Genomic DNA, 22909 nt, shown 5'->3' with positions numbered 1-22909 from the left:
GGCGGGAGACCGGGAAGGCCGGCACGGGCCGCCGGACTCGGTCCGGCCCACCCCCACCCCGTCCGTCGTGACCGATGCGGCGGTCCGGTTCAGCGGGCCGCGCGTATCAGAGCCGTCAAGGGCTTCAGCACTGGCTGGTGCACTTGGTGGTCGGGCAGGCGGAGGCGGACACCAGCGTCGCCACGGCGGTGACGATGGCGCAGCTCCAGGTCGTACCGCCGTACACGTCCGCCTCGCCCATCTCGACGAGCTCGAACTCGTCGTAGCCGCCGAGGACGTCGGCCTGCATCTTCTCCATGGTCTTCTCCTTTTCGTATTTCTTCCGACGCGCGCCCGGAAATCGGCTGGCGAAATACCGGAACGCGTACCCTCCGCCTTCGGAGGACGTTCCCAGTCTGTCCGCCCTCAATTCGTCGAACGCATAGACCCGACGCCTTTGTACGCACACGCTGAAATGTGCCGGAAAACGCGCAGGGCCCCCACACATTCGTGTGGGGGCCCCATTCACGTGGTACGAGGTCGTCGACCCTCAGACATCCCGCCGCACCGTCACCCAATGGCCGAGCGCCACCGCCCCCACCGTCCACACGGTGAGCACGCCAAGCCCGGACCACGCTCCCAGCACCTCGTCGCCCCCTGAGCCGCGCAGCACCATCCCCCCTGCCACATCCGGCAGGAACCGGGCCACCTCTCCGACCCCCGGTATGTTGCTCAGGATCGTGGAGAGCATGAAGAACAGCGGAAGCAGGATGGACAGCGCCGCCGCCCCCGACCGCAGCAGCGTCGCCACTCCCATGGAGAACGCCACCAGCAGCACCGTGTAGAGCACCGCCCCCGCCACGTGCCCCGCCGTGACGAGCCCCGCCTGCGCCCGGTGCTCCCCGATCCCGCTCTGCACGATCAGGAACGCCGGCACCACGCCCACCACCGCCAGCGCCCCGCTGACCAGGCTGACGAGGCCCACCTTGGCGTAGTAGAACCGGGCCCGGTCGGGGACGGCCAGCAGACTGCTCCTGATCGACCCCGACGCGTACTCGCCCGTCACCGCGAGAATGCCCATGATCACCAGGACGATCATCCCGAGCGGTACGGCCGACAGGCCGAGCCCGACCGGGTCGAACCCCGGCGCCGTCAGCTGCCTTTCGCCGGGAACCATCCCGTAGACGAAGGCCAGTCCGATCATCAGGACGAGATAAACCGCCGGGGACCATTTCGGAGACCGGAGCGTCGTCAGTTTGACCCATTCCGCGGCAACGGCGTGCCTCATCAGAAACCCCCCGTCGATGCCCGGTATTCAGCGTGCTCCCGGGTCAGCTTCATAAACGCCTCCTCAAGCGAACCCGCGGAAGCGGTCAGCTCGAAAACAGCAATACTCTCCGCGCTCGCGACGAGCCCGACCTTCTCCACGGACGCCCCGCTCACCGCCAGCGTCGCGTCGTCCTGCCGCACGGACTCGATGCCCCGCTCCCGCAACGCCCGCCGCATCCCCTCCGGATCGGCCACCCGGGCCAGCACGGTCCTGTCCGAGTGCGCGGCGATGAATGCGTCCACGGGGGTGTCCGCGAGCAGCCGGCCCCGGGCGACGACCACCAGATGGTCGGCGGTCACCGCCATCTCGTTCATCAGGTGGGAGGAGACGAGCACCGTCCGCCCCTCCGCGGCCAGCCCCCGCATCAGCTCCCGGATCCACCGGACACCCTCGGGGTCGAGCCCGTTGACCGGCTCGTCGAACAGCAACACCTCGGGGTCGCCGAGCAGCGCCGCCGCGACTCCGAGCCGCTGCCCCATGCCGAGGGAGAACCCGCGCACCCTCTGCCGGGCCACCGCGAGCAGACCGACCCGGTCCAGGACCTCGTCGGCCCGGGTGGCGGGCAGGCCGTGGGAGGCGGCAAGGACCCGCAGGTGGTTCCTGGCGCTGCGGCCCGGGTGTACGGCCCTGGTGTCGAGCAGCGCTCCCACCCGGGTCAGCGGGCGTGCCAGGCTCCGGTAGGGGACGCCGAAGACGGTGGCCCGGCCGGCGGTGGGCTCGTCCAGACCGAGGATCATGCGCAGGGTGGTGGACTTGCCGGCGCCGTTGGGGCCGAGGAATCCGGTGACCTTCCCCGGGGTCACGGAGAACGACAGACCGTCGACGGCGACCTTCGCACCGTACCGTTTGGTGAGGTTCTCGACCTCGATCATCACAGCACCTCTCGTCCTTGAACTGTCGTGACCGGGCGGCCATGCCCACCGGCCCTCATACGGCCCCCGCCACCGGCTCCGCGTACAGCCCCGCGTACACCCCGCCCAGGGCCAGCAACTCCTCGTGCGTTCCCCGCTCCACGATCCGGCCGCGGTCCAGGACGTGGATCAGGTCCGCGTCCTGGATCGTCGCCAGCCGGTGCGCGATGACGATCTGCGTGGCGCCGGTCTCCGCGATGATCCGGGAGACCCGCCGCTCGTTGGCGGTGTCCAGCGAGGCGGTCGCCTCGTCCAGGACGATGACCCGCGGGCGTTGCAGCAGCGTCCGCACGATGGCCAGCCGCTGCCGCTGCCCGCCGGAGAAGTTGTAGCCCATCTCGGACACCAGGGTCCGCAGCCCCATGGGCAGTTCCTCGACGAAGTCGAGGATCCCCACGGCCGCGCAGTACTCCCGGACCGTGGCCTCGTCGATGTCCTGGCCCAGGGTCAGGTTCTCCAGGACGGTCCGGTTGTGGAGGTGCACCTCCTGCGGGACGTACCCGATCTGCCCGCGCAGGAAGTCCGTCCGGTAGGCGCTCATGGGGCGGCCGCAGAACTCCACCGCCCCTCCGGTCGGCTGGTGGAGCCCGCAGACGACGCGCCCGACGGTGGACTTGCCCGAACCCGACGCGCCGACGAACGCCACCTTCGCGCCGGCCGGGATCTCCAGCGACAGGTCCTCCAGCACGGGCCTGCTGTGCCGGGTGTAGCGGAACGACACCTCCCTCAGCCGTATCGAGGTGTCGGGGAGTTCCGTGAGGGGACCGCCCTCCGGCTCGCTCTCGTGCGCCGTGATGTCGCTCAGCCGGCTCACGTAGCGGGAGGTCTCGGTGATCTCCGTCAGCATCTGGAAGACGGAGGTGCTCAGCGCGAAGAAGGTGCCCGCCACGGCCTGCACGGCGATGGCCGAGCCGATGGTCACCGTCCCCCGCGACACGAAGTGCAGGCCGGCGAGGAGCAGCGCCAGCGGGCCGAACATCTGGGTGGTGGCGGCCATTCCGGAGATCCAGCCCTGCTGGATCCGCATCCGGGTGCGCATCGCGTCCAGCGAGGCGCGGTAGGTCGCCTCCCATTCGTCGGCGAACCGGCCGGCGTAGCCGCCCATCTTGATGGTGGGGACGGACACGATGGCGTCGAGCTGCGTGGACTGGGAGCGGGAGAGCAGCGCGAGCTCGGTGTCCGTCACCTCTTTGACCCGGTGCCGGCTCAGCCACAGGAAGCCGCCGTTCAGCAGGAACAGCGCGAGCGCCAGCAAGCCGATGCGCCACTCGGTGACGAACAGGTAGACGCCGATGCAGGCCAGGGTCCCCACGTCCAGGACACCCTGGGCGATCCGCGAGGAGAGCAGGTCCCGGACGCTGTTGACGGTGTTCAGACGGAACAGCAGCTCGCCGGGCTGCCGGGTGGCGAAGAACTTGAAGGGCAGGGAGAGCAGTCTCCTGAAGACATGGCTCATCAGATGATGGCCCGTCACGGCGATCAGCCCCGCGAGCGCGGCGGTGCGCAGCATCCACAGCAGCAGGTAGCCGATCGCGGCCCCCGCCACCGCCCCCGCGATCAGCCCCGTCTGGGACAGGTCGCTCCAGGCGTCGTCCCGGTCGACGGCCCATTTGGTCAGCGCCGGAATGCCCAGCACCGCCGCGTAGGAGCCCAGCGACAGCAGGGCGACCAGGGCGATCCGGCGGCCTGCCCGGGCAGGGACCAGCGGCAGCGACCGCCAGTGCCGGAAGGCGGGGAGGGACTGCCGGGCGAAGTCCGGGCCGGGCGAGGCCGCGATCACCACCTGGGAGAAGCCGGCCTCCAGCTCGTCGCGGGTGAGGCGCTTGCGGCCCACGGCCGGGTCCATCACCCAGGCCGTCGTACCGTCGAAGCGCTCAAGGACCAGGAAGTGGTAGTCCTCCCAGAAGAGGATCACCGGCTCGGTGAAGCCCCGCAGGGCCTCCACGCTCCGGGCCCGGAACGCCTTGACCTCCATGCCGCGCGAGCGCAGGAAGTCCGCGAGCTGCTTGGCGCCGAGACCGTCCCGGCCGGCCTCCAGGTCCTCCCGTACGGTCCGGAAGTCCTCGGTGCGGCCGTGGTACCCCATCACCGCGACGCAGCAGCACAGCCCGCACTCCGTCTGGGTGACCTGGGTGACGGAGGGAACCCGGAGGCCCATCAGAGGGCCCCGTGCCAGATCGGCGACACCCGGGGCCGCGCGTCGTCGAGGCGGCCGAGCAGGTGCAGCAGCACACCCGAGGAGCCCACCATGGCGCTGTCCGTGTGCGCGTAGCGGGAGCCGGTGTCCGCGAGCTTCTCCGCGACCACGTCAGGACCCAGCCGGCGCGCCTCGACGGCGGCGGCCCGCTCCAGCAGCTTCCGGTCGTCGCCGGCGATCCGGCGGACCACGTCGATGTTGCCGAGGTCGCCGTGACACCAGGTGAGGTTGCGTCCGAAGCCCTGCCGGAAGGTGTTGTCGAGGGCCGCCTCCAGGCGCTCGGCGCTCCGTACGTCCGCTGTCCGGGCGGTCACGGCGGACAGCGCCATGGCGATACCGGCGGCGCCGTGGCACCAGCCGGTGGAGAACCGGCCCGGGAAGGCGGAGTTGGTGGACCAGTTCCGCTCCTGGGGTACGTAGAAGGACTCCAGGCGGTCCGTCAGGACGCCGATGGCGGCGTCGACGCGGTGTCCGGTGTCGTGTCCGGTGTCGTGAGCGGTGGGGTGACCGGTGTGGTGTCCGGTGCGGTCGGGCAGGGTGGCGAGGGCGTGCAGGACGCCCGCGACGCCGTGCGCGAAGCCCGACTGCTCCCACCAGGAGCCCGACGGCTCCTCCACGTGGCGCAGCAGCCGCCCGGTGAGCCCGTCCAGCGCCTTGAGGCTGTGGTCGCCGCCGATCGAGGCGACCATCGTGGCGATGCCGGAGATCCCGGAGATCACCTCCGGGGTGTTCTCGGGGCCGAGCTGCTCCACGACCAGCGGCACGGCGTCCTGCGCCGCCTCGACCCAGCCCGGCTCCCCCAGGATGCGCCCGGCCTCGCAGAGGGCGAACAGGAGGCCGGTGGTTCCGGTGTAGGCGCCGGCGCCGCTCTGCCGGATGCTGCGGAGCTCGTAGACGCCGTCGGTGAGGATGCCGGCGCTGCGCTCGAAGACCTGGCGTGCCACCCGCTCGTAGCGTTCGTCGCCGAAGTGGGCCGCGGCCGCGGCCAGGGCCAGGGCGGGGCCGGTGCGTCCGGTGTACAGGTCGTACCCCAGGACGCCGGAGGGCCAGGGGCGGGCGGCCTGGGCGGAGGCCAGCGGGCCGATCCAGGTGGCGGGGAGATGCCCGTACTGGTCGGGGAGGCTGCCCGCCGTCAGGCCGTCGGCCAGCGACCGGGCCAGCCGCTCCAGGCCGGTGCGCTCTCCGGTGGAGGTCCGGCCGTTCCAGGAGGTCCCGCCGGAGAGGTGGTTGTCGGGGAAGCGGGAGCAGAAGGCCGAGTGGAGCAGCCGGAGCTGCCGCCGCACCGCCTGCTCGTCGAGCGCCGCGACCTTGGCAAGGGCCCGGGAGAGCGGGGTGCGGTCGAGCCGGACGCCGGTGTCCTCGCCGTCGCAGTCGTGGACGGTGGTGCCGGTGGCGGGCACGGTGAAGTAGGGGACGTCGCGTTCGGCCATCTGCCGCAGCTCCGAGCCGACCAGCCTGCGGTCGGAGAACCGGGAGGGGATGGCGATCCTGTGGAGCAGGGCCTGGGCGAGCGCCGGGTCGGCCATCGCGGCGGCGGAGGCCGCCATCCGCAGGATCTGCGCGTACTGCGACGTCGGGTTGTGGATGTAGCGGAGGCGCATGACCGGGGCGAGCCGCTCAAGCAGGGTGGTCCACCAGGAGGGCCGGCGCATCACCGCGTCGCAGACCTGCCGGAACCCGTCGGCCATCTGTCCGGCGAGCCCGTGGATCTCCTGTTCGGTGCTCTCCCGGACCACGGTGGAGCGCTGCTCGGACGGGCGGGCCTGGAGGTGCACCCGGATCCGGTCGGTGAAGGGGTCCTCGAAGACCATGGTCTTGAAGGGGGAGACGCCCTGGTTGTCGCCGCCGAGGAAGCCGAGGTCGACATAGCCGGAGTCCTCGTTCTTGCCGGCCAGGACCAACGGGAGGATCCCGATGCCGTAGACGCTGCGGCCTATCTCGTCGTACGCGTTGCCCTCGGCCTCCTGCGTGGGGCCGGTGTGCACCCGGGAGGGGTGCAGCAGCGTCTCGAGGTCGATGGCCACCGGGCCCAGGCGGGTGGGCAGGATGTTCTCGAAGTGCATGTCCCGCGCGTCCAGCAGGTAGAACACGGCGGCCAGTTGGCCGCAGGCCCGCATGAACGGCACGCTGAGTCCGCCGATGTCCTCCTGCTCGACGTACTCGACGTACCCGTACCCGTCGCGCACCAGGGTGCGGGCGGCGGGCAGTGCGCAGTCGGCCTCCGCGTTGACGCGTTCGACGACGGTCTCGAAGGCCGCCTCGCACGAGACGTCCCGGGGCTTGTAGACGAGGCGGGCCCCCGAGGCGAACGTCAGGATGCTCACCGCCCTGCCGTGGGCGTGCGAGTCGCCGTCGGCCCCGCCGATGGACAGCAGCGGGTCGCCGGGGTCGATGCGGGAGAACCGGAAGACCTCGTCCCGGTCGGCGTGGAGGCGCCGGACCAGTTCGCGCGCGGCCTCACGGGCGTTGCGCACCACGTGGCCGGCCGCGGAGTGGAGCACCGGGAACGGCTCCAGGGCGTCTTCCCACACCCGGCTGACGAAGTCCTGGTAGCGCTCGTGCGGGGTCTCCCCCCGCAACAGCCCTTCGGTGGAGGCCTTGTTGACCGCGGCGACGAGGGTACGGGTCGCCACGTCGCGGAGCCGGGCCTCGGCCCGGCCGAGTACCTGGAGCGTGAAGGCGTCCGGGTCGGCGACGGCCTCCGTGAGCTCCCCGGGGAGGAGCCGGTCGGCGGCCGGCAGTGCCAGCCGCCGGATCACGTGCTGGAACGGATACTCCTCGGGCTCCAGCGACCAGGCGTGCGCGGCCGGCGAGGGGGCCTCGGGAGCGACGCCGGACGGAGCCGAGAGCTTGACGTGGACGGCGGGCGCGAAAACGCTGAGGGGCTCGATGGTTTCGCGGATTTCGACGCTGTCGAGTTCTGGGTAAAGATTCGCGGGCGAGATCAATGCTCCGGCTCCCTGCGCGGACGATGATAGATTTCCACGTTGCGCCGGGGGCGGGGAGCATGAGCCGCTCCCCGCCCCCGGTCCGTGCCCGGCCGTTCGGGCTCAGTTGCAGTTGGGCTGGCACTCCTTGGTCAGCGTGCACCAGCCGCCCTGGTTGCCGAGGAAGTCGGACAGCGAGAACGTGTTGGTCGAGCACGCGCCGTAGGCGACGCCGTCGAAGTCCTGCTCCGCGATCTCCTCGATGAGCGAGATGTCACCGTCGAAGTTGTTCATGTGAATTCACATCCAATCCGACCGCATATATCCGATGGGCCATTCTGCGGAAAAACTCCGGCCCATGGTTCGTCGCCAGGCTGAGCGACGAGGGAAAGCTATGCGCGCCATTGGTCGGTCCACAACCCATCGGTTGTCGGCCGGATCACTGAAATGTGTTTCCGCTGATGCTGCGGGAGCCCCCGATGACGTCGCTGAGCTGCGGCTTCGATGTCATGTGGCCGAATCCTGCCAGGGGCCTGGCAACTTGGTGCAGTTCATTTCCCGACGGATTCGGGCGCGCTCGTATGCGCGACCGGATGCACTGGATATGCGCAGCGAATAGGGGGCCGAATGCGATCGGCCAATTTCCGCTCGCGATACTTTCGTAGCCGCTGGTCCCGAGGTCAGTCGGGCGGTGGGGCGAGATCTCCGCGCAGCCTCCGGGTGCGGAGGGCCAGCTCCAGTTCGAAGCGGCGGTCCGGGTCGTCCAGGTCGTCGCCCCACAGCTCACGGAGCTGCCGCAGGCGGTAGCGCACGGTCTGCGGGTGGACGCCGAGACGGGCGGCCACCTCGGGAGCACCGCCCCGCGTCTCCAGCCAGGCCAGCAGTGTCTCGGCGAGCCGTTGGGCGTGCGCCGGGCCGCCGGCCTCGTCCAGCTGCGCGAGGCGTCGGCGCGCCAGATCGTCGATCAGTTCACCCGCGGGCAGCAGCACCAGGGCTTCGACGTGCTCGCCGCAGTGCAGGAGCCGCCCTCGCGGCAGCAGGCCCTGCTCGATCATCCCGACGGCGGCCTCCGCCCAGCGCAGTGACGTGACGGCCTCCGCCAGGGGGACCGACGGGCCGATCGCACCGGACCAGCCGGTCACCGCCCGGTCCAGCAGCTCCGCGCGCCCGGGGGCGTCCGGGTCCGGTACGACCAGACGCGGCCGCGTGCCCTCCATGTCGAGCAGCATCTCGTCGCCCACCGCGGGGGCGACGGCCTCCTGGGCAGGGCGGAGCAGCACCGCCACCGCCACCTTCCCGGGCAGCTGCCAGCCCAGGTCGGCCGCGCGGTCGGCGAGCACGGCGGTCGGATCCGTACGGTGTTCGGTGAGCAGGAGATCGACGAGCAGCCGTTGCAGGCGCAGGCGCTCACCGGCCTGGCGGGCGACGGCCTCGGCGTAGCCGCGTACCGACTGGGCCACCATGACGTCGAGGTACTCGAACGCCGACTCGGCGAGTTCGTACATGGCCGAAGGCGGGATGTCGACCTGCTGGCCGACCTCCGCCATGCGCCGCCAGGAGAGGCGGACGCCCAGCCGGTAGATCCCCTGAAGGGAGTCCAGGCTGCGTCCCTGGGAGACCTCGCCGCGCCCGAAGTCCCGGAACAGTTCCGGGAGGGCGCGCGGACGGGCCGACCCCGTGGTCATCTGCTCCACGAAGAGTTCGAGGGCGTGCCGGATGGCCACCAGGGCCTTCGGCTCTCCGGACTCGTCGGGGAGGAGGACCAGGCCCGGATACTCCCGCCGGATCTCGGCGAGGATGTCCTGGGCCAGTTCGGGGACCTGCTCCAGGGCGCGGTCGGCGAACTCCTGAATCCGTTCTCGTGGCACGTCGTGCCACGCTGACGACGTTTCCACCACACCGCTCCTGGGCGTCCGGTCGGTACGCGTTCGGTCTGCCGGCCGCATGTTCCAACCTAGCCCGCGCCGGAGCCGGCCGTGCTGGATGCGTCGTCCGTGGGCGGTTCGGGGAACGTGACGAGCGGCACATTCTGCTGCTCGGGTGTGGCGTCGAGAGCGGTGACGATTCCGAAGGCGGCGCCCGCGGCCAGGAGGGCGGCGGCGACGCAGGTCAGGAAGGCGGCAAGCAGTCTGGGCATGGGGATGATCGGCCTCTCGGTCATCGAGGTCTGTCACCCAGCGCGCCGGCCCGGTCCGGCGCCGCCAGTATGAGAGGCGCATTGACAGGTGGTCAAGAGCCGCCTAATTTCGCCGCCACAAGACTGTTACTCCCGGGTACGCACTCTCGCCCCGGTCAGGCTGCACCCCGTGTGTGCGCCTCCTTCCCCACACGGCCCACGAGCCCCTCGCACGTCGCGCCCGTATTGGAGTACCCGTATGCGCCGTTCAATATCACCTTTGTCCCTGATTCTGCTGGGTGCAGGAGTCTTCCTGCTGGTGCTCACCCAGCTGCTCGTCTGGTACGTGGAGCCGCGCGCCAAGCGCACGCCGACCGACGTGGACTCCACGACGGTCTTCAGCGGTCGGGGCAGCTACTTCGACACCGGGTCCGTCTCCGCGGTCGACGGCCAGACGCTCACGATCACCCGCCGTGTCCTGGGCGACGTCGCCGCGGGCGAGCGCACCGGAAACGCGATCTGGGACGTGTCGACGCAGATCGACTCGCCGAAGACGCTCGCGCTGGGCGACCCGCGCAAGTCCCTGCAGTGGACCACCGAACGCTGGGTGACCGACCGCAGGACCAACCGGCCGGTGCGCTGCTGCGAGGAGAAGCCCGAGTTCGAGGGCGAGGCCTACCTGAAGTTCCCGTTCGACGTCGAGAAGCGCGCCTACTCCTGGTGGGACAGCACCCTGGGCGCCACCGTGCCGCTGGAGTTCGACAAGGTCGCCAAGGTCGACGGGCGCGAGGGCTACCGCTTCGTCGGCAAGGTCGAGGCCACCCCGACCGGCACCCGCCTGGTGCCCGGCGTGCTGGTGGGCAGCACGAAGGGCGGCCAGATCCTGGCGGAGGAGTGGTACTCCAACCCGAGGATCGAGCTGACCGTGGACCAGCGCACGGGGCGGATCATGAACGCGCTGATCGCGCCCAAGAAGACGCTGCGGGCCCCGGGTTCGCAGAAGGACGCGGTCACCCTGCTGGCCAGTGACGGGCTGGAGTTCACGGAGGAGACCCGGCGCCAGCAGGTCGCGCTGGCCTCCGACGACAGCGGCCGGCTGGAGCTCCTCGGCGAGACCGCACCGCTCGTGGGCGGCGTGGCGGGCGGTCTGCTGGCCGTCGCCGGCGCCGTGCTGCTGTTCCGTGGCCCCCGGCGGGGCGAACACTCAGCAGAGTGAGTGAAACGGGCCCGCCCAAAGTCCCGAAATTGTCATCGGCGTGAGTAGCCGGAACGAATGCTTGAACGAACACTGATGTTACCCCGCGGTAAGGCCAATGTTTCCGCTCGAACCGGCCGCCACCCCCGGCTGCCTGCCACCGCGGTGTCCGCAGTGCCCGTACCAGCAGTCCCGTATCCCGCAGTACCCGTGCCCGCAGTACCCGACCCGTACCCGCAGCACCCCCTACGAGCCAGCCCAGCGCTTCATCCCCGGAAGCCCGGCACACCCTCCATGCGTATCCCCATGCGCATCCCACCCGCAGCCGCCGAGTTGGAGCACCTCTATGCCCCAGCGCTCGTCCGCTCTGGCCCCCGGCCAGAAGGACTCCCGTTCCGTCCCCGCTCAAGCACGCACCGGCAGCCACGTCACCGACTCGCTCGCCCTCGACCCGCACACCGCGTCCCCCGGGGCGCCCGTGCCGGGTCGGATCACCTTCCTCGCCCGCCGCGACCTGGCCAACCGGGCCGCCGGCGGATCGGAACTGCTCATCGACCGGATAGCCGACGGTCTGACCGCCGACGGCCACGACGTCACGCTCGTGTGCGGCGGTCCGGCCGCCGCACGCGACTACCGGGTGGTCTCCGCGGGAGGCGACGCGAGTCACTTCCTGCACGCCCGGTCGACCTTCGCCCGCGAGGTCGGCGACTGCGACCTGCTGGTCGAAGTGTGCAACGGCATGCCGTACCTGGCGCCGCTGTGGCACCGCGGACCCACGTTGTGCCTGGTCAACCACGTACACACCGATCTCTGGCAGATGCGATACCCGGGCCCGGCGGCACGGCTCGGACGCAGGCTGGAGCACTGGGCACTGGCCGGCACCCATCGCGACAACCTGATGGTGGCCGTCTCCGAGTCGACCGCCGCCGAACTGCGCGCCATCGGCGTGGCGCCGGACCGCATCCGGATCGTCAACAACGGCGTCGAAGAGCCCGCCCCCCTGCTGCCCGAGGCGAAGGAACCGCTGTTCCTGGCCGTCGGCCGGCTGGTGGAGTACAAGCGCGTCGACCTGCTCCTACGGCTGTGGGAGCGGGTGCGCCCCGTCACCGGCGGCCGGCTCGTCATCGTCGGGGACGGCCCCGAACGGGAGCGGCTCGAAGCCATGGCCGGTCCCTCCGTGACGTTCGCCGGCCGGGTGTCGGAAGCCGAGAAGCACCGGCTGATGTGCGAGGCGTGGCTGCTGCTGCACCCCTCCCTCGTCGAGGGCTGGGGCCTGGTCGTCACCGAGGCGGCCGCGCGGGCCACCCCCGCGATCGGATTCGACATACCCGGCCTGCGCGACTCCATCGAGGACGGGGAGACCGGGGTGCTCGCCCGGGGCGAGAGTTCGTTCGCCGCCGCGTGGTGCGCCCTGTCCCTCAGTGCCGACCGGCGCGCGGCCATGGGGCGTGCCGCGGTGCTGCGCGCCAAGCGCTTCCGCTGGAGCGCGACGGTCCGTCAGTTCCAGGAGGTCGCCGCCGAGGCCGTGGCCCGCGCCGCGTCCCGCGGACGCGGCAGGAGCGTCCATGGCTGAGACCACCGAGCGCGAGCACAGAGCCCCGTCGGCCGACGACACCGAGCACGGCTGCAAGGACCCGTCGGCCGAAGACACCGCACAAGGTGTCAAGGACCCGCCCGCCGGCGCCGCCGAACGCGGCTTCAAGGACCCGTCGTTGAGGCGGTCGGCCGCCCTCTTCCGGGCGTTCATGCGTGAACCCAGCGATCCCGAGCGGTGCTACAGCCTGCTGGCCCGCGACTCGGTCGCCCAGGTGGCACGCCATGTCGACCTGGCCGGCAAGATCGTCGTCGACGTCGGCGGCGGCAGCGGCCACTTCACCGAGGAGTTCCGCCGCAGGGGCGCACAGAGCTACCTCTTCGAGCCCGACCCGCGGGAGCTGAACGCCCGCGGCCGTACCACCGAGGACGCGGTCCTCGCCGACGGATACCTGCTGCCGCTCGCCGACGGCGTCGCGGACGTGTGCTTCTCGTCCAACGTCCTGGAGCACGTGTCGGACCCGCAGACGTTCATCAGCGAGATGGCGCGCGTCACCCGCCCCGGCGGGCTGATCTACCTGTCGTTCACCAACTGGCTCTCGCCCTGGGGAGGCCACGAGACCGCACCGTGGCACTACCTCGGGGCGGAGCGGGCCCGCGCGCGCTACGAACGCCGCACCGGCCGCGCGGCCAAGCACACACTCGGGGAGAACCTCTTCCCCGTCCACATCGGTTCCACCCTGCGGCACGTCCGCGGTCGCGACGACGTGCAGGTCGTGACCGCGCGGTCACGCTACTGGCCGTTCCTCGCGAGCACGATCACCCGGGTGCCGGGACTCCGCGAGATCGCCACCTGGAATCTGCTGCTGATTCTCAGGCGAAGCCCATGAGCATGCGAAGCGAGGAACGGTCATGACCACTACGGTCCAGGCACCCACCCGGGTGCCGCAGCCCGGCCCGACGCCGGCGGAGGCCTCCGGCGAACCGCGCGGACGCCGCCTGCTGTTCGGCTTCTGGGCCCTCGTCCTGGTGGCGTTCCTCGCGGTGTCGCCGGGGAAGATGACGTTCGAGACCAAACTCGGCGTCGCCCTCGACCCGTGGCGCTTCCTCGGCGACCTCGGTTCGCTGTGGAACGGGAACGTCGGCCTCGGCGGCATAGCCAACCAGTACGTCGGCTACGCCTTCCCCGCACTCCCTTACTACGGGCTCATGGACCTGCTGCAGGTGCCGGTCTGGCTGGCCGAACGGCTCTGGCTCTCGATCATCGTGACCGCCGCCTTCTGGGGCGCGCTCCGGCTCGCCGAGCGGCTGCGCGTGGGGACGCCCGCGACCCGGGTCCTCGGCGCCGTGGCCTACGCGCTGTGGCCCACCTTCACGATCGTCATCGGCTCGACCTCCGCCGCCGCGCTGCCCGGCGCCCTGCTGCCCTGGGTGCTGCTGCCGCTGACCTCCGCGGCGTACAGCCCCCGGAAGGCCGCCGCGCGTTCGGCCCTGCTGATCCCCTTCATGGGCGGTGTGAACGCCGCCTCTACCCTGGCCGCGCTGCTGCCCGTGGGCCTGTACCTCCTCAGCCGCCCGGCAGGCCGGCGCCGCCGCGCGCTGCTCGGCTGGTGGATACCCGGCGTCTTCCTCGCCACCGTGTGGTGGGTGGTGCCGCTGCTCCTGCTCGGCGCGTACGGCGAGAACTTCATGCCGTACGTCGAGCAGGCCGACACCACCACCGCCACCATGTCCGCGACCGAGCTGCTGCGCGGCGCCGGAAACTGGGTGGCCTATCTGAACTTCGGCGAGGCGTGGCTGCCGGCCGGCTGGACGGTCGCGACCTCCGTCGTCACCGTCCTCGGCTCCGCGTTCGCCGCGGCGCTCGGCCTCGCCGGCCTGGCACGGCGGGACCTGCCGGAGCGTCGCTGGCTGCTCCTGACCGTCCTGGCCGTCGTCCTGATCGCGCTCGCCGGGTACGCCGGGTCCTTCGGCGGTCCCTTCCACGGCGCCGTCCAGGACTGGCTGAACGGGCCGCTGAAGCCGTTCCGCAACATCTACAAGTTCCAGCCGGGACTGGCCCTCGCGCTCGTCCTCGGACTCACCCATCTGACGGCCGTACTGTCCGAGAGCAGGGGCTCCCGCGCGCTCCGCGGTCGCCGCTGGGTGCCCGCGACCGCGGCCGTGCTCGTACTGCCCGGTCTGGCGCTCCCGTACGTCAACGGCTCGATCCTCCAGCCCGGGGCGTTCACCAAGCTGCCCACCCACTGGGAGAAGGCCGCCGACTGGCTGGAGGACAACGCCCGGGACAGCCGGGCCCTGGTCGTCCCCGCGACGGCGCACGGCATCTACACCTGGGGTTCCCCCATCGACCAGCCGTTCGACGTGCTGGCCGAGACCCCCTGGGCACAGCGTGACTTCGTCCCCTTCGGCACCCCCGGAGCACGCCGTATGACGGACGCCGTCGAGCAGGCCCTGCTGTCCGGCGCCGAGGTCCCCGGCCTCCGGGCCTACCTCGCACGGGCCGGCATGCACGAGGTGGTCGTCCGCAACGACCTCGACCCCGACCAGATCGGCTACGTCCCGCCGCAGACGGTGAAGCGGACCCTGGAGTCGTCCGGCTACCGCAAGGTCACCGGATTCGGCCCGCTGGTGACCGGCGGACGCATCGCCGCCGGCACCCCGCTCCAGGTGCAGGGGCTCTACCCGCGGCTCCAGGCCGTGGAGATCTACCAGCCTCGGGACACCGGGCGGCCCGACAGGGTCGGCGTCTCGTCCGTGGCCGACACGGCCGTGGTCAGTGGCGGACCCGAGTCGCTGCTCCAGCTGTCCGCCGATCCCTCGATGACCGGCCGTCCGGCCGTACTGGCCGGGGACACGCTTCCCAAGGGTGTCGTCGCACCGGTGAAGGCGGTCGCGGACGGGCTGCGCCGGGCCGACACCCGGTTCGGCCTGGTCAACAACAACACCTCGTACACCTACACCGCGGAGGAGCGCAACCACTCCGGCAGCCTGCAGAACCCGGGCGAGAAGCCCAAGCAGATCCTGCCGTCGGAGGGCACCGAGCACCAGACGACGGCGGTGCTGCGCGGCGCCCGGTCAGTGACGGCCTCCAGCAGCGGCAACTGGCTGTTCCACCTGCCGCAGCACGACCCGGTGAACGCCTTCGACGGCAACCCGGACACCGCGTGGGCCGAGGGCAGCCCGGGCGAGCCGGTCGGACAGTGGCTCCGGGTGGAGTTCTCCCGGCCGACCGACATCCCGGCCTCCGTCCAGCTGACGCCACTGCCGGGCGACGCCATGCGCGCGGCGCCGACGCAGATACGGATCGAGACGGACCGCGGTTCGGCCGACAGCCCCCTGCGGACGGACGGCCTGCCGCAGACCGTCAAGGCCCCCGCCGGCGAGGCCTCCTGGATGAAGATCACCGTCCTCGCCGCGCAGCAGGCGCGCCCGGGGCTCTCCGGTGCCGGATTCTCCGAGGTGTCGATCCCGGACGTACAGGTGACGCGCCTGCTGGAGCTGCCCGCCGACGCGAAGAACACCGACGCTGAGGCGACCGTGTACTCCCTGCACCGCGGCACCGACGCGGGCGGCCTGTCGCCCTCCTCGGCCGAGGTGGGACTGCACCGGCAGTTCAGCACCCAGGAGTCCGGCGAGTACCGGGTGTCGGCGCGAGCCGTCGCCGTACCCGGCGGCGCGCTGGACGGACTGCTCGACCGTTCGGCCCCCGGGTCGAAGAACCGGCTGACGGCCGCCGTGGACTCCATCAGCCGCAACGGCACGTCACTCGGCGCCCGCAACCTGGTCGACGGCGATCTGACGACCGCCTGGATCGCGGGCGACCGACCCGTCGTCCACCTGAACTGGCCCAAGATGACGAAGATCGACGAGATCATCCTCGCGCCGGCGGGCGGGGTGTCCACCCGGCCCGAGCAGGTGATGATCAGCTCCCCGCACGGCGCCGCGGTGGCCGACGTGGACGAGAACGGGCGCGTCCGCTTCCCCGCGATCGAGACGAACCGGCTCGACATCACCATCACCAGGGTCGCGCCGCTCACCGTCCACAACCCGGTGGCGGACGCCCAGCTCCAGCTGCCCGTCGGGCTGAGCGAGGTGCACGTTCCGGCGCTCGCCGACCTGCGGGTGCCGCGGCCCAAGCCGTCCGCACGCTTTTCGCTGGCGTGCGGCGAGGGCCCGGATCTCGCCGTGGGCGGCGTCCTGCACAAGACGAAGGCCTCCGGACTCGTCCGGGACCTCACCGAGCGGCGCCCCATCGCCGTCGCCCTCTGCGCGGGTGAGGAGAAGGACGGCACCCTGGAACTCCCGTCCGGCGATCACGAGGTGGAGGCGAGTGACGCGGGCCCGCTGGCGATCACCGACGTCACGCTGACCAGCGGCACCCCGCGGGCCATGGACGGAGCGGCGGGCCGCGAGGCCACCGTCACCAGGTGGGCCGACGACAGCCGGACCGTCTCGGTGTCGGCGGGCGCGGGCGAGGCCGCCTACCTGCGGACCTTCGAGAACGCCAACGACGGCTGGAAGGCCACCCTGGACGGCAAGCAGCTCGAGCCGGTGCGCCTCGACGGCTGGCAGCAGGCCTGGGTCATCCCGGCCGGCGCCTCCGGCACGGTGACCATGGAGTTCGAGCCCTCCGGCTCGTACCGGACGGCCCTCGTCGGCGGTGCGCTCGCGCTCGTCGCCCTGGCCGCCCTGGCCTTCGTGGGCCGTCGGCGCGACGACGGTGGCACCGACGAGAAGCTGCCCGAACCCGCGGCCCCGGGCATGCTGCTCGGCACGCTGGTGCTGACCGCGGTCGTCGCGGTGGCGGCGGGGCCGCTGGCCCTGGTCGTGCCCGTACTCGCCGTGGCGGCGCGGTTCCGGCCGGGCGTGCTGGTGCCGACAGCGGCGGTGGCGATGGGCGGCGCCGGACTCGTCGCGGCCCTGGGCGCCGGGGATCCGGTCGCCGACGGGACGGGCGCGTTCAGCGGCCTGGCGCAGGTGCTCACGTTGGTGGCCCTGTCCGCCGCGCTGGTGACTGCGGTACGGCCGACGGCCGCGGCCACCGGGCACGGGGACGCCGACGGGTACGGAGGCGACGACGGCTGGGCGGACGGTGACGGGCGTGAGGGCGACGGGCATGAAGGCGACGGCGGTTCCGCCGCGCCGGAAGCCGGGCCGGTGGTCACGGCCAGGCCGCGAGGCACCGGCGACGGGCACCGGCCCGAGCAGCCCCTCTGGCGGCCGGAGGGCGGTGGCCCCTCGTGACCGAGCCGTGGACAGCGGCCGGTAGGGGGACCGTTCCCGAGCAGGAGACCGCAGCCGGGAGGGGGACGGCCACCCCTCCCGGCGGGGCCCGGATTCCCTTTCCGACCGTCGACGAGGTGTCGCGGCACTGCCTCAGTGACGACGAACCGGAGAGCGTGCACATCGAGGTCCATCTGCCCGGCACGCCGGACCCGGTACGGCTGCGAACCGCGTTCCTGCAGGCACTGCTCACCCACCCCCGGGTGCTGGCACGAGAGGTGCCCGGTCGTGGGCACCGGCGGTCCTTCGCGTGGGAGCTGACCGGACGGCCGGACAGCGATCCGGTGCGTTTCGCGGGGCCGGGACCTGACGCCTTGGCGCAGGCCCGGGCCCGCGCCCTGACGGACTGCCCGCCGCTCACCCTGGCGCCGCCGATGCGCCTGGAAGTCGTCCCGTCTGAAGAGGGCGGGACCGTCCTGCTGCTGACGTTGCATCACACCGCTCTCGACGCCCCGTCGGGGCTTCGGGTGCTCGCCACGACCGCCGAACAGTACGGCGGCACGGCAGCCCTCCCGGTCCCCGGGCGGGTCCGGCCGGAGCGCTCGGGTCCGGCTCCGAGCGGGACCGGTGCCACCGGCCGCACCGTGCGAGACCGGCCCGTACGGCTCGCGCCGGACACCCGGCCCGCGCCGGTACGCGCGCGTGCCGTGGGCAACGGCATGGTCCAGGCGGACCTTCCCGTTCCGCGGCGTGCGGCGCGGAACGGAGGCCTCCCGCCCTGGACCGTCAACGACCAGCTCCTCGTCGCCACCTCACTGATGGTGGGGCGCTGGAACGTGTCGAAGGGCCGACCGGCCGGTCCGGTACGGCTCACGATGCCCGTGGACGACCGCCCGCGCGGCACGGACATGCCGATGGGCAACGGAACCCGGCTCGTCGAGGTGGCCATGACCTCGGAGGACCCGCGCGACTCGGAGCTGCTGCTCCGTGACCGGCCGGACCCGGAGGCCGTGGCCCGGCTGCTGCGCACCACCGCCCGGCGCACCCGCGCGCTGAAGTCGGCCGACGGCGCGCCGATGGGCGCGGGGGCGAGCCTGCTGACCGCACCGCTGCTGCCGGTCGGCGTCAGGGGCGTGCTCACCCGTGGCGCACGGCGGGCGGCGGCGTCCTGGACGTCGACGGCGCTGGTCACCAACGTCGGACGCGTGCCGTACGCGCTGGACTTCGGCGACGCGGGCCGGGCGACGGCCGTGTGGTTCTCCGCACCGGCGCGGATGCCGCGCGGGCTGAGCGTGGCGGCGGCCTCCACCGGCGGGCGGCTGCATGTGACGTTGCGCTGGTCGCGGGCGCTGCTCGGTGACACGGCGGGCGCGGAACTCGCGGGTCTGTTCGCGGAGTCGCTGTCGACGACGTCCCTCACTCCGGCCGAGGACGACACACCGCGTCCGGACACGACACCGACACCGACACCGGTGGGATCCCGCCCCGCCCAGGACAACCACAAGAGGCCGTCATGACCACTTCAGCCACCGGCTCGGAAGCGACCGCCTCGGAAGCGACCGCCTCTGGGGAAGTCGCCAAGTCACGCGAGACAGAAGTGACTTCGCCGGCCCCGCGCACCCCCGGACTGCGGGACTTCTACGAGAACCCCACCGTTCCCGTCGCCTCCGGCGAGGCCCGGACCCTGCGGCAGGCCCGGATGCTGGCCGACGCGCTCGGCCCCGTGGGGCCCGGCCGCCCGGCCGCGACCGTGCTCGACGTCGGCTGCGGGGACGGCTCGGCGGGCGCGATCGCGGCCCGTGTCCTCGGCGGGCACCGCGTCGTGGGGATCGACTGGTCGCAGGACGCCCTGCGCCGGGCGGCCCCGCGCCTGAGCCAGGTCGTCCGCGGCGAGCTGACCGGCAGCGGGCTGCCGTTCGCCTCCGACAGCGCCGACGCCGTCCTGTTCAGCGAGGTCGTCGAGCACCTGGTCGACCCCGACAGCGCCCTCGACGAACTGCGCAGGGTCCTGCGCCCCGGCGGGCATCTCATGCTCTCCACGCCGAACCTCGCCGCCTGGTACAACCGTGCGCTGCTGCTCGCCGGAGTCCAGCCGGTGTTCTCCGAGGTGAGTCTGCGGCGTATCCACGGCCGTCCGGGCAGCGAGGTCGTGGGCCATCTGCGGCTCTACACGGCACGCGCGTTGCGCGAGTTCGTGGCCGCGTCCGGGTTCGAGGTGGTGAAGCTCGCCGGTGCGCCGTTCCACGGAGTCCCGCGCGTGCTCCGGCCGTTGGACCGGCTGGCCTGCGGGGCGCCGTCGCTCGCGTCCATCCTCCTCGTGCATGCGAGAAAGGTGTAGCCCGTGGTGTGGGGTGTGGTCGCCGCGCTGGTGGCGAACGTCCTGTACAGCACCGGCTTCGTCCTGGAGAAGCGGGCGCTGGCCGGCATGCCGCCGCTGAGTGCCGCACAGCCGGGCCGGGCCCTCCTGCTGCTGGCCGGCCGGCCCTTGTGGATCTGCGGTGCCGTGGCGCTTGCCCTGGGGTTCGCCGCTCAGCTGGCCGTCTACCGCACCCTGCCGATGGCCGCCGCCCAGGGCCTGTTCCTGTCCGGTCTCGTCCTCCTGCTCGTGCTCTCGTCGGTGGTGCTCGGCGAGCGGCCTTCCGGCCGCGAGCGGCGTGCGGTGGCCGTCATCGGTCTTGCCCTCGTGATGGTGGTGGCCTCGCTGTACGAGACCAGCGAGGAGATCAGCCGTACCGCTCCCACCGGCATCCTGCTCGCCCTGTGCCTGCCGAGCCTCGCGGCCGGTCTCGTGCTCTACGCGGCCGCCGAGCGGCGTGGCCGCCGACGGCATCGGCAGCCGACCACCGGAGTGGCCTACGCGGTCGCCGTCGGTCTGATCTACGGCGTCAGCTCGCTCGCGATCAAGGGCGTCTCCGGGCACCTGGACACCGAGGACCTGCTCGGCTCGCTGCCCGCTGTGCTCGCCTCCCCGTACCCGTACCTCCTGTTGCTGACAGGCGTCAGCGGACTGGTGCTGTCGCAGACCGCCCTGCAGCGCTGCCGGGCGTCGCTGATCGTCCCGGTGTGCTCGACGGTGAGCTGCGTGTTCTCCATCGTGAGCGGCACGATCGCGTTCGACGAGCCGCTGCCGGACGACCCGTTGCGGCTGTTACTGCGTCTCGGCGGCACCGTACTGGCGCTGACGGTCCTGCTCACCCTGCCGCGACACGAGGCGAACACCCCCACACCCGAAGGAACCCGGTCATGAAGCCCGACAGCCCGCTGCTGAAGATTCTCGCCTGCCCGCTCGACAAGGGGCCGCTGATCCTGGACGAGATCGGGGGCGCGCTCTACAACCCGCGCCTGCGTCGGCGCTACCCGATCGTCGACGGCATCCCGCAGCTGCTCCCTTCCTCGGGTGTGCCGGCCGTCGCCGAGGAGCCCGCCGTCGAGAGCGATCGCGAAGTGTGAGGCCCGGGATCGTTGTCCGTCTGCCGGGAACACCGGCGCGTCGGTGCCTTCCGCGCGGGAGGGCGGGCCGCGCGCCGCCCTTACGGAAGGCGGAGAATGACCACACGCAGGAGCTTCCTCGGCCGTACCACCGCGGCCGGGGTCATGGCGGGCCTCGCGGCCTCACCGGCGGCCGCCGCGGACGGCAGCGGGAGCGGGGCACTCGTCGACGACCAGGCCGTTCGGAGCGGCCGGGCCCGCGACGCGATCGTGGCGGTCAACAGCGGCATGCGGTCGCACTACGCCGCGCTCAAGTCGGATCTGATCGCGCGGCTCGGTCCCGTCCTCGTGGTCCAGAACGATGCCAGGGGCGGAAGGTTCACCCTCGTGCACGACGGCACTCAGGAGTCGCTGCATCCCGTCGGGGAGGTGTTCGAGCTGGCGAAGTCCGTCAGCCATGTGCCGCTCGGCGTCTTCTCGATCATCGCGCCCCACCTGAGCGACAGGGTTCCGAACCTCCCCGGCGCGGACCGCATCGACCCGCACGACCTCCACATGGTCGCCTTCAAGGGAACCGCGACCACCGACTGGATCGCACCCCTCCGGCAGTACGCCGACACGCTGACGGCGGCCAGGCAGCAGCTGGACCAGGCCGGCATCCCACCGGAGATGGTGGTCTCGTGCGCACGGGTCCTCGACGGCGCACTCGCGTTCATCGAGGTCTCCACCGCGGCCGGGTCCTTCGACATCAGGTCGTTCGAGGACTTCTCCCACGGCGTGTACGCGGGCATCCGGACCAACATGAGGTACGCGGCCGAGGCCCAGATCGAGGGTGTGCAGGGTGTCCTGCGGACGTGGCGGGCCCGGATCGGCGAGGAGGCGTGGCGGGACCTGTACACGGTCGTGCTGTCCCAGTGGGCCACGTCCGAACTCAACCAGAACTCGATCATCATCAGGCCGTGCATGAACCCGGCGAAGGTGGCCACCCATCTGATCGACCTGCCGGCCGCCGAGCCGCTCTCGGACCCGGTCTTCGTGGCCCTGGACAACCTCGCCCGGATCGTGCAGGACAACATCGCGGCCGAGTTGGTCTTCCCCGGGGACCGGGCGGCCGCCGACGCGCTCAAGGGCCCGCAGGATCTGCTCGCCGACGAGATCCTGGACCAGCTCGGTGCGGCGACGCCGGGCGCGGCGGCCTACTCCGCGCCTGCCGGGGCCGGAAGGGGCGCGTGCCCCGTCACCCGACGGGGCGCGGCTTCTCCGCATGGAGGTACGGCGCACGACCTCTGAGGCCGGTCACGCCTCGGAGTCCGCCCCCGGCGGTCGCAGCGCGCGGGTCAGCCGGTCGAGGTCGCCGGTGCTCGTCGGTGCCGTCCCCGTGAGGGTGCCGACGAGTGCCTGGGCGAGCACGGTCGCCGTGCCGATCCGGGTGTCCTCCCGCTCGTCCCCGGTGACCTTTCCGATGACCGCGTCACGTACCGCCGATGAGGTCTCGGAGTCCCCGAACAGGTCGGGGAACGACAGCGCCATCATGCACACGCCGACGTTCGCGGAGAGGATCGACCGGCCCGCGAGCTCCGGGGACATCCGCAGGCGGCCGGCGTCGCGGCAGCGCTCCACGGCCTTCAGGAGGATCGCCTGCGCCTCCTTGATGGCCTGCGGCCTGGCCTCGCCCGTCGGCGTGAACATCAGGCGGTAGAGGTACGGGTTGCGGAGCGCGAAGGCGACGTGGCTGTCCCAGGCCGTCCGCAGGTCCGCCACGGGATCGTCGGTGAGGGGGTTGCGCCGCTTGTCGGCGAGGAAGCGCTCGAACCCGATGTCGGCGACCGCCGTGAGCAGCCCCTGCTTGTCGCCGAACTGACGGTAGATCTCGGGCATGCCGACCTTGGCCCGGTCGCAGATGGCGCGGGTGGAGATCGCCAGCGCGTCCTTGTCGGCGAGGAGTTCCTCGGTGGCCCGCAGGATGCGCTCCCGCGCCGTCGAGGTGCCTCCGGTGCCGACCATGCCCGCCTTGCCTCCCATGCCGCCCTTGCCTCTCACCGTAGCAGCGCTGACACTTTCAACCC

The 22909-nt window shown here is 71.9% G+C and carries 18 protein-coding genes; 9 read left to right on the top strand and 9 right to left on the bottom strand.

The window, feature by feature from the left end:
- Nucleotides 1–124: 124 nt before the first annotated feature.
- From ACIA8N_RS16750 to ACIA8N_RS16715, 8 genes are all read right to left on the bottom strand, one after another.
- Nucleotides 125–298: a class II lanthipeptide, LchA2/BrtA2 family gene (locus tag ACIA8N_RS16750; protein ID WP_167346869.1), complete on the bottom strand. Its 174-nt coding sequence runs from the start codon at nucleotides 296–298 to the stop codon at nucleotides 125–127.
- Nucleotides 299–529: 231 nt separating this feature from the next.
- Entirely contained in the window at nucleotides 530–1267 is a 738-nt protein-coding gene (locus ACIA8N_RS16745) for a hypothetical protein (protein WP_365779455.1), read from the bottom strand.
- Nucleotides 1267–2181: an ATP-binding cassette domain-containing protein gene (locus ACIA8N_RS16740; RefSeq protein WP_365779457.1), complete on the bottom strand. Its 915-nt coding sequence runs from the start codon at nucleotides 2179–2181 to the stop codon at nucleotides 1267–1269. Before ACIA8N_RS16740 ends, ACIA8N_RS16745 begins: the two co-directional genes overlap by 1 nt.
- A 55-nt stretch (nucleotides 2182–2236) precedes the next feature.
- The gene (locus ACIA8N_RS16735; protein ID WP_365779459.1) at nucleotides 2237–4378 is read right to left on the bottom strand and encodes a peptidase domain-containing ABC transporter; all 2142 of its coding nucleotides are present in this window, start codon (nucleotides 4376–4378) and stop codon (nucleotides 2237–2239) included.
- Entirely contained in the window at nucleotides 4378–7365 is a 2988-nt protein-coding gene (locus ACIA8N_RS16730; protein ID WP_365779461.1) for a type 2 lanthipeptide synthetase LanM family protein, read from the bottom strand. Before ACIA8N_RS16730 ends, ACIA8N_RS16735 begins: the two co-directional genes overlap by 1 nt.
- A gap of 102 nt (nucleotides 7366–7467) precedes the next feature.
- Nucleotides 7468–7638: a plantaricin C family lantibiotic gene (locus ACIA8N_RS16725; RefSeq protein ID WP_017237622.1), complete on the bottom strand. Its 171-nt coding sequence runs from the start codon at nucleotides 7636–7638 to the stop codon at nucleotides 7468–7470.
- 386 nt (nucleotides 7639–8024) lie between these two features.
- Nucleotides 8025–9212, bottom strand: a complete 1188-nt coding sequence (locus ACIA8N_RS16720; RefSeq protein WP_365779464.1) for a helix-turn-helix domain-containing protein — start codon at nucleotides 9210–9212, stop codon at nucleotides 8025–8027.
- An 86-nt stretch (nucleotides 9213–9298) separates the two neighbouring features.
- Nucleotides 9299–9481: a hypothetical protein gene (locus ACIA8N_RS16715; protein ID WP_365779466.1), complete on the bottom strand. Its 183-nt coding sequence runs from the start codon at nucleotides 9479–9481 to the stop codon at nucleotides 9299–9301.
- Between the two features lie 238 nt (nucleotides 9482–9719).
- On the opposite strand from ACIA8N_RS16715, the gene ACIA8N_RS16710 reads away from it, so the two are divergent.
- The 9 genes from ACIA8N_RS16710 to ACIA8N_RS16670 all read left to right on the top strand — a co-directional run bounded on the left by ACIA8N_RS16710 (nucleotide 9720) and on the right by ACIA8N_RS16670 (nucleotide 22133).
- Entirely contained in the window at nucleotides 9720–10676 is a 957-nt protein-coding gene (locus tag ACIA8N_RS16710) for a DUF3068 domain-containing protein (RefSeq protein ID WP_365779468.1), read from the top strand.
- A gap of 325 nt (nucleotides 10677–11001) precedes the next feature.
- A complete protein-coding gene (locus tag ACIA8N_RS16705; RefSeq protein WP_365779470.1) occupies nucleotides 11002–12228 on the top strand; it encodes a glycosyltransferase family 4 protein in 1227 nt (408 codons plus the stop codon).
- A 172-nt stretch (nucleotides 12229–12400) separates the two neighbouring features.
- Complete coding sequence (locus tag ACIA8N_RS16700) at nucleotides 12401–13078, top strand: class I SAM-dependent methyltransferase (protein ID WP_365779690.1); 678 nt, start codon at nucleotides 12401–12403, stop codon at nucleotides 13076–13078.
- 22 nt (nucleotides 13079–13100) lie between these two features.
- Nucleotides 13101–17435, top strand: a complete 4335-nt coding sequence (locus tag ACIA8N_RS16695) for an alpha-(1->3)-arabinofuranosyltransferase family protein (RefSeq protein WP_365779473.1) — start codon at nucleotides 13101–13103, stop codon at nucleotides 17433–17435.
- A 116-nt stretch (nucleotides 17436–17551) separates the two neighbouring features.
- Complete coding sequence (locus ACIA8N_RS16690) at nucleotides 17552–18931, top strand: condensation protein (RefSeq protein ID WP_365779475.1); 1380 nt, start codon at nucleotides 17552–17554, stop codon at nucleotides 18929–18931.
- A complete protein-coding gene (locus ACIA8N_RS16685; protein ID WP_399416538.1) occupies nucleotides 18928–19752 on the top strand; it encodes a class I SAM-dependent methyltransferase in 825 nt (274 codons plus the stop codon). The genes ACIA8N_RS16690 and ACIA8N_RS16685 overlap by 4 nt, the downstream gene beginning before the upstream one ends.
- A 3-nt stretch (nucleotides 19753–19755) precedes the next feature.
- Entirely contained in the window at nucleotides 19756–20661 is a 906-nt protein-coding gene (locus ACIA8N_RS16680) for a DMT family transporter (RefSeq protein WP_365779480.1), read from the top strand.
- A complete protein-coding gene (locus ACIA8N_RS16675; RefSeq protein WP_365779482.1) occupies nucleotides 20658–20864 on the top strand; it encodes a Trm112 family protein in 207 nt (68 codons plus the stop codon). The genes ACIA8N_RS16680 and ACIA8N_RS16675 overlap by 4 nt, the downstream gene beginning before the upstream one ends.
- A gap of 96 nt (nucleotides 20865–20960) precedes the next feature.
- Nucleotides 20961–22133: a twin-arginine translocation signal domain-containing protein gene (locus ACIA8N_RS16670; protein ID WP_365779484.1), complete on the top strand. Its 1173-nt coding sequence runs from the start codon at nucleotides 20961–20963 to the stop codon at nucleotides 22131–22133.
- A gap of 6 nt (nucleotides 22134–22139) precedes the next feature.
- Here ACIA8N_RS16670 and ACIA8N_RS16665 read toward each other — a convergent pair whose 3' ends face one another.
- The gene (locus ACIA8N_RS16665; protein ID WP_365779486.1) at nucleotides 22140–22865 is read right to left on the bottom strand and encodes a TetR/AcrR family transcriptional regulator; all 726 of its coding nucleotides are present in this window, start codon (nucleotides 22863–22865) and stop codon (nucleotides 22140–22142) included.
- Between the last annotated feature and the right edge of the window lie 44 nt (nucleotides 22866–22909).

This window comes from Streptomyces sp. NPDC051822, assembly GCF_044452745.1.
Lineage (GTDB): Bacteria > Actinomycetota > Actinomycetes > Streptomycetales > Streptomycetaceae > Streptomyces.
The sequence above is the reverse complement of the archived record's forward strand: the minus strand, read 5'-3'. Positions and strand labels throughout refer to the sequence as shown.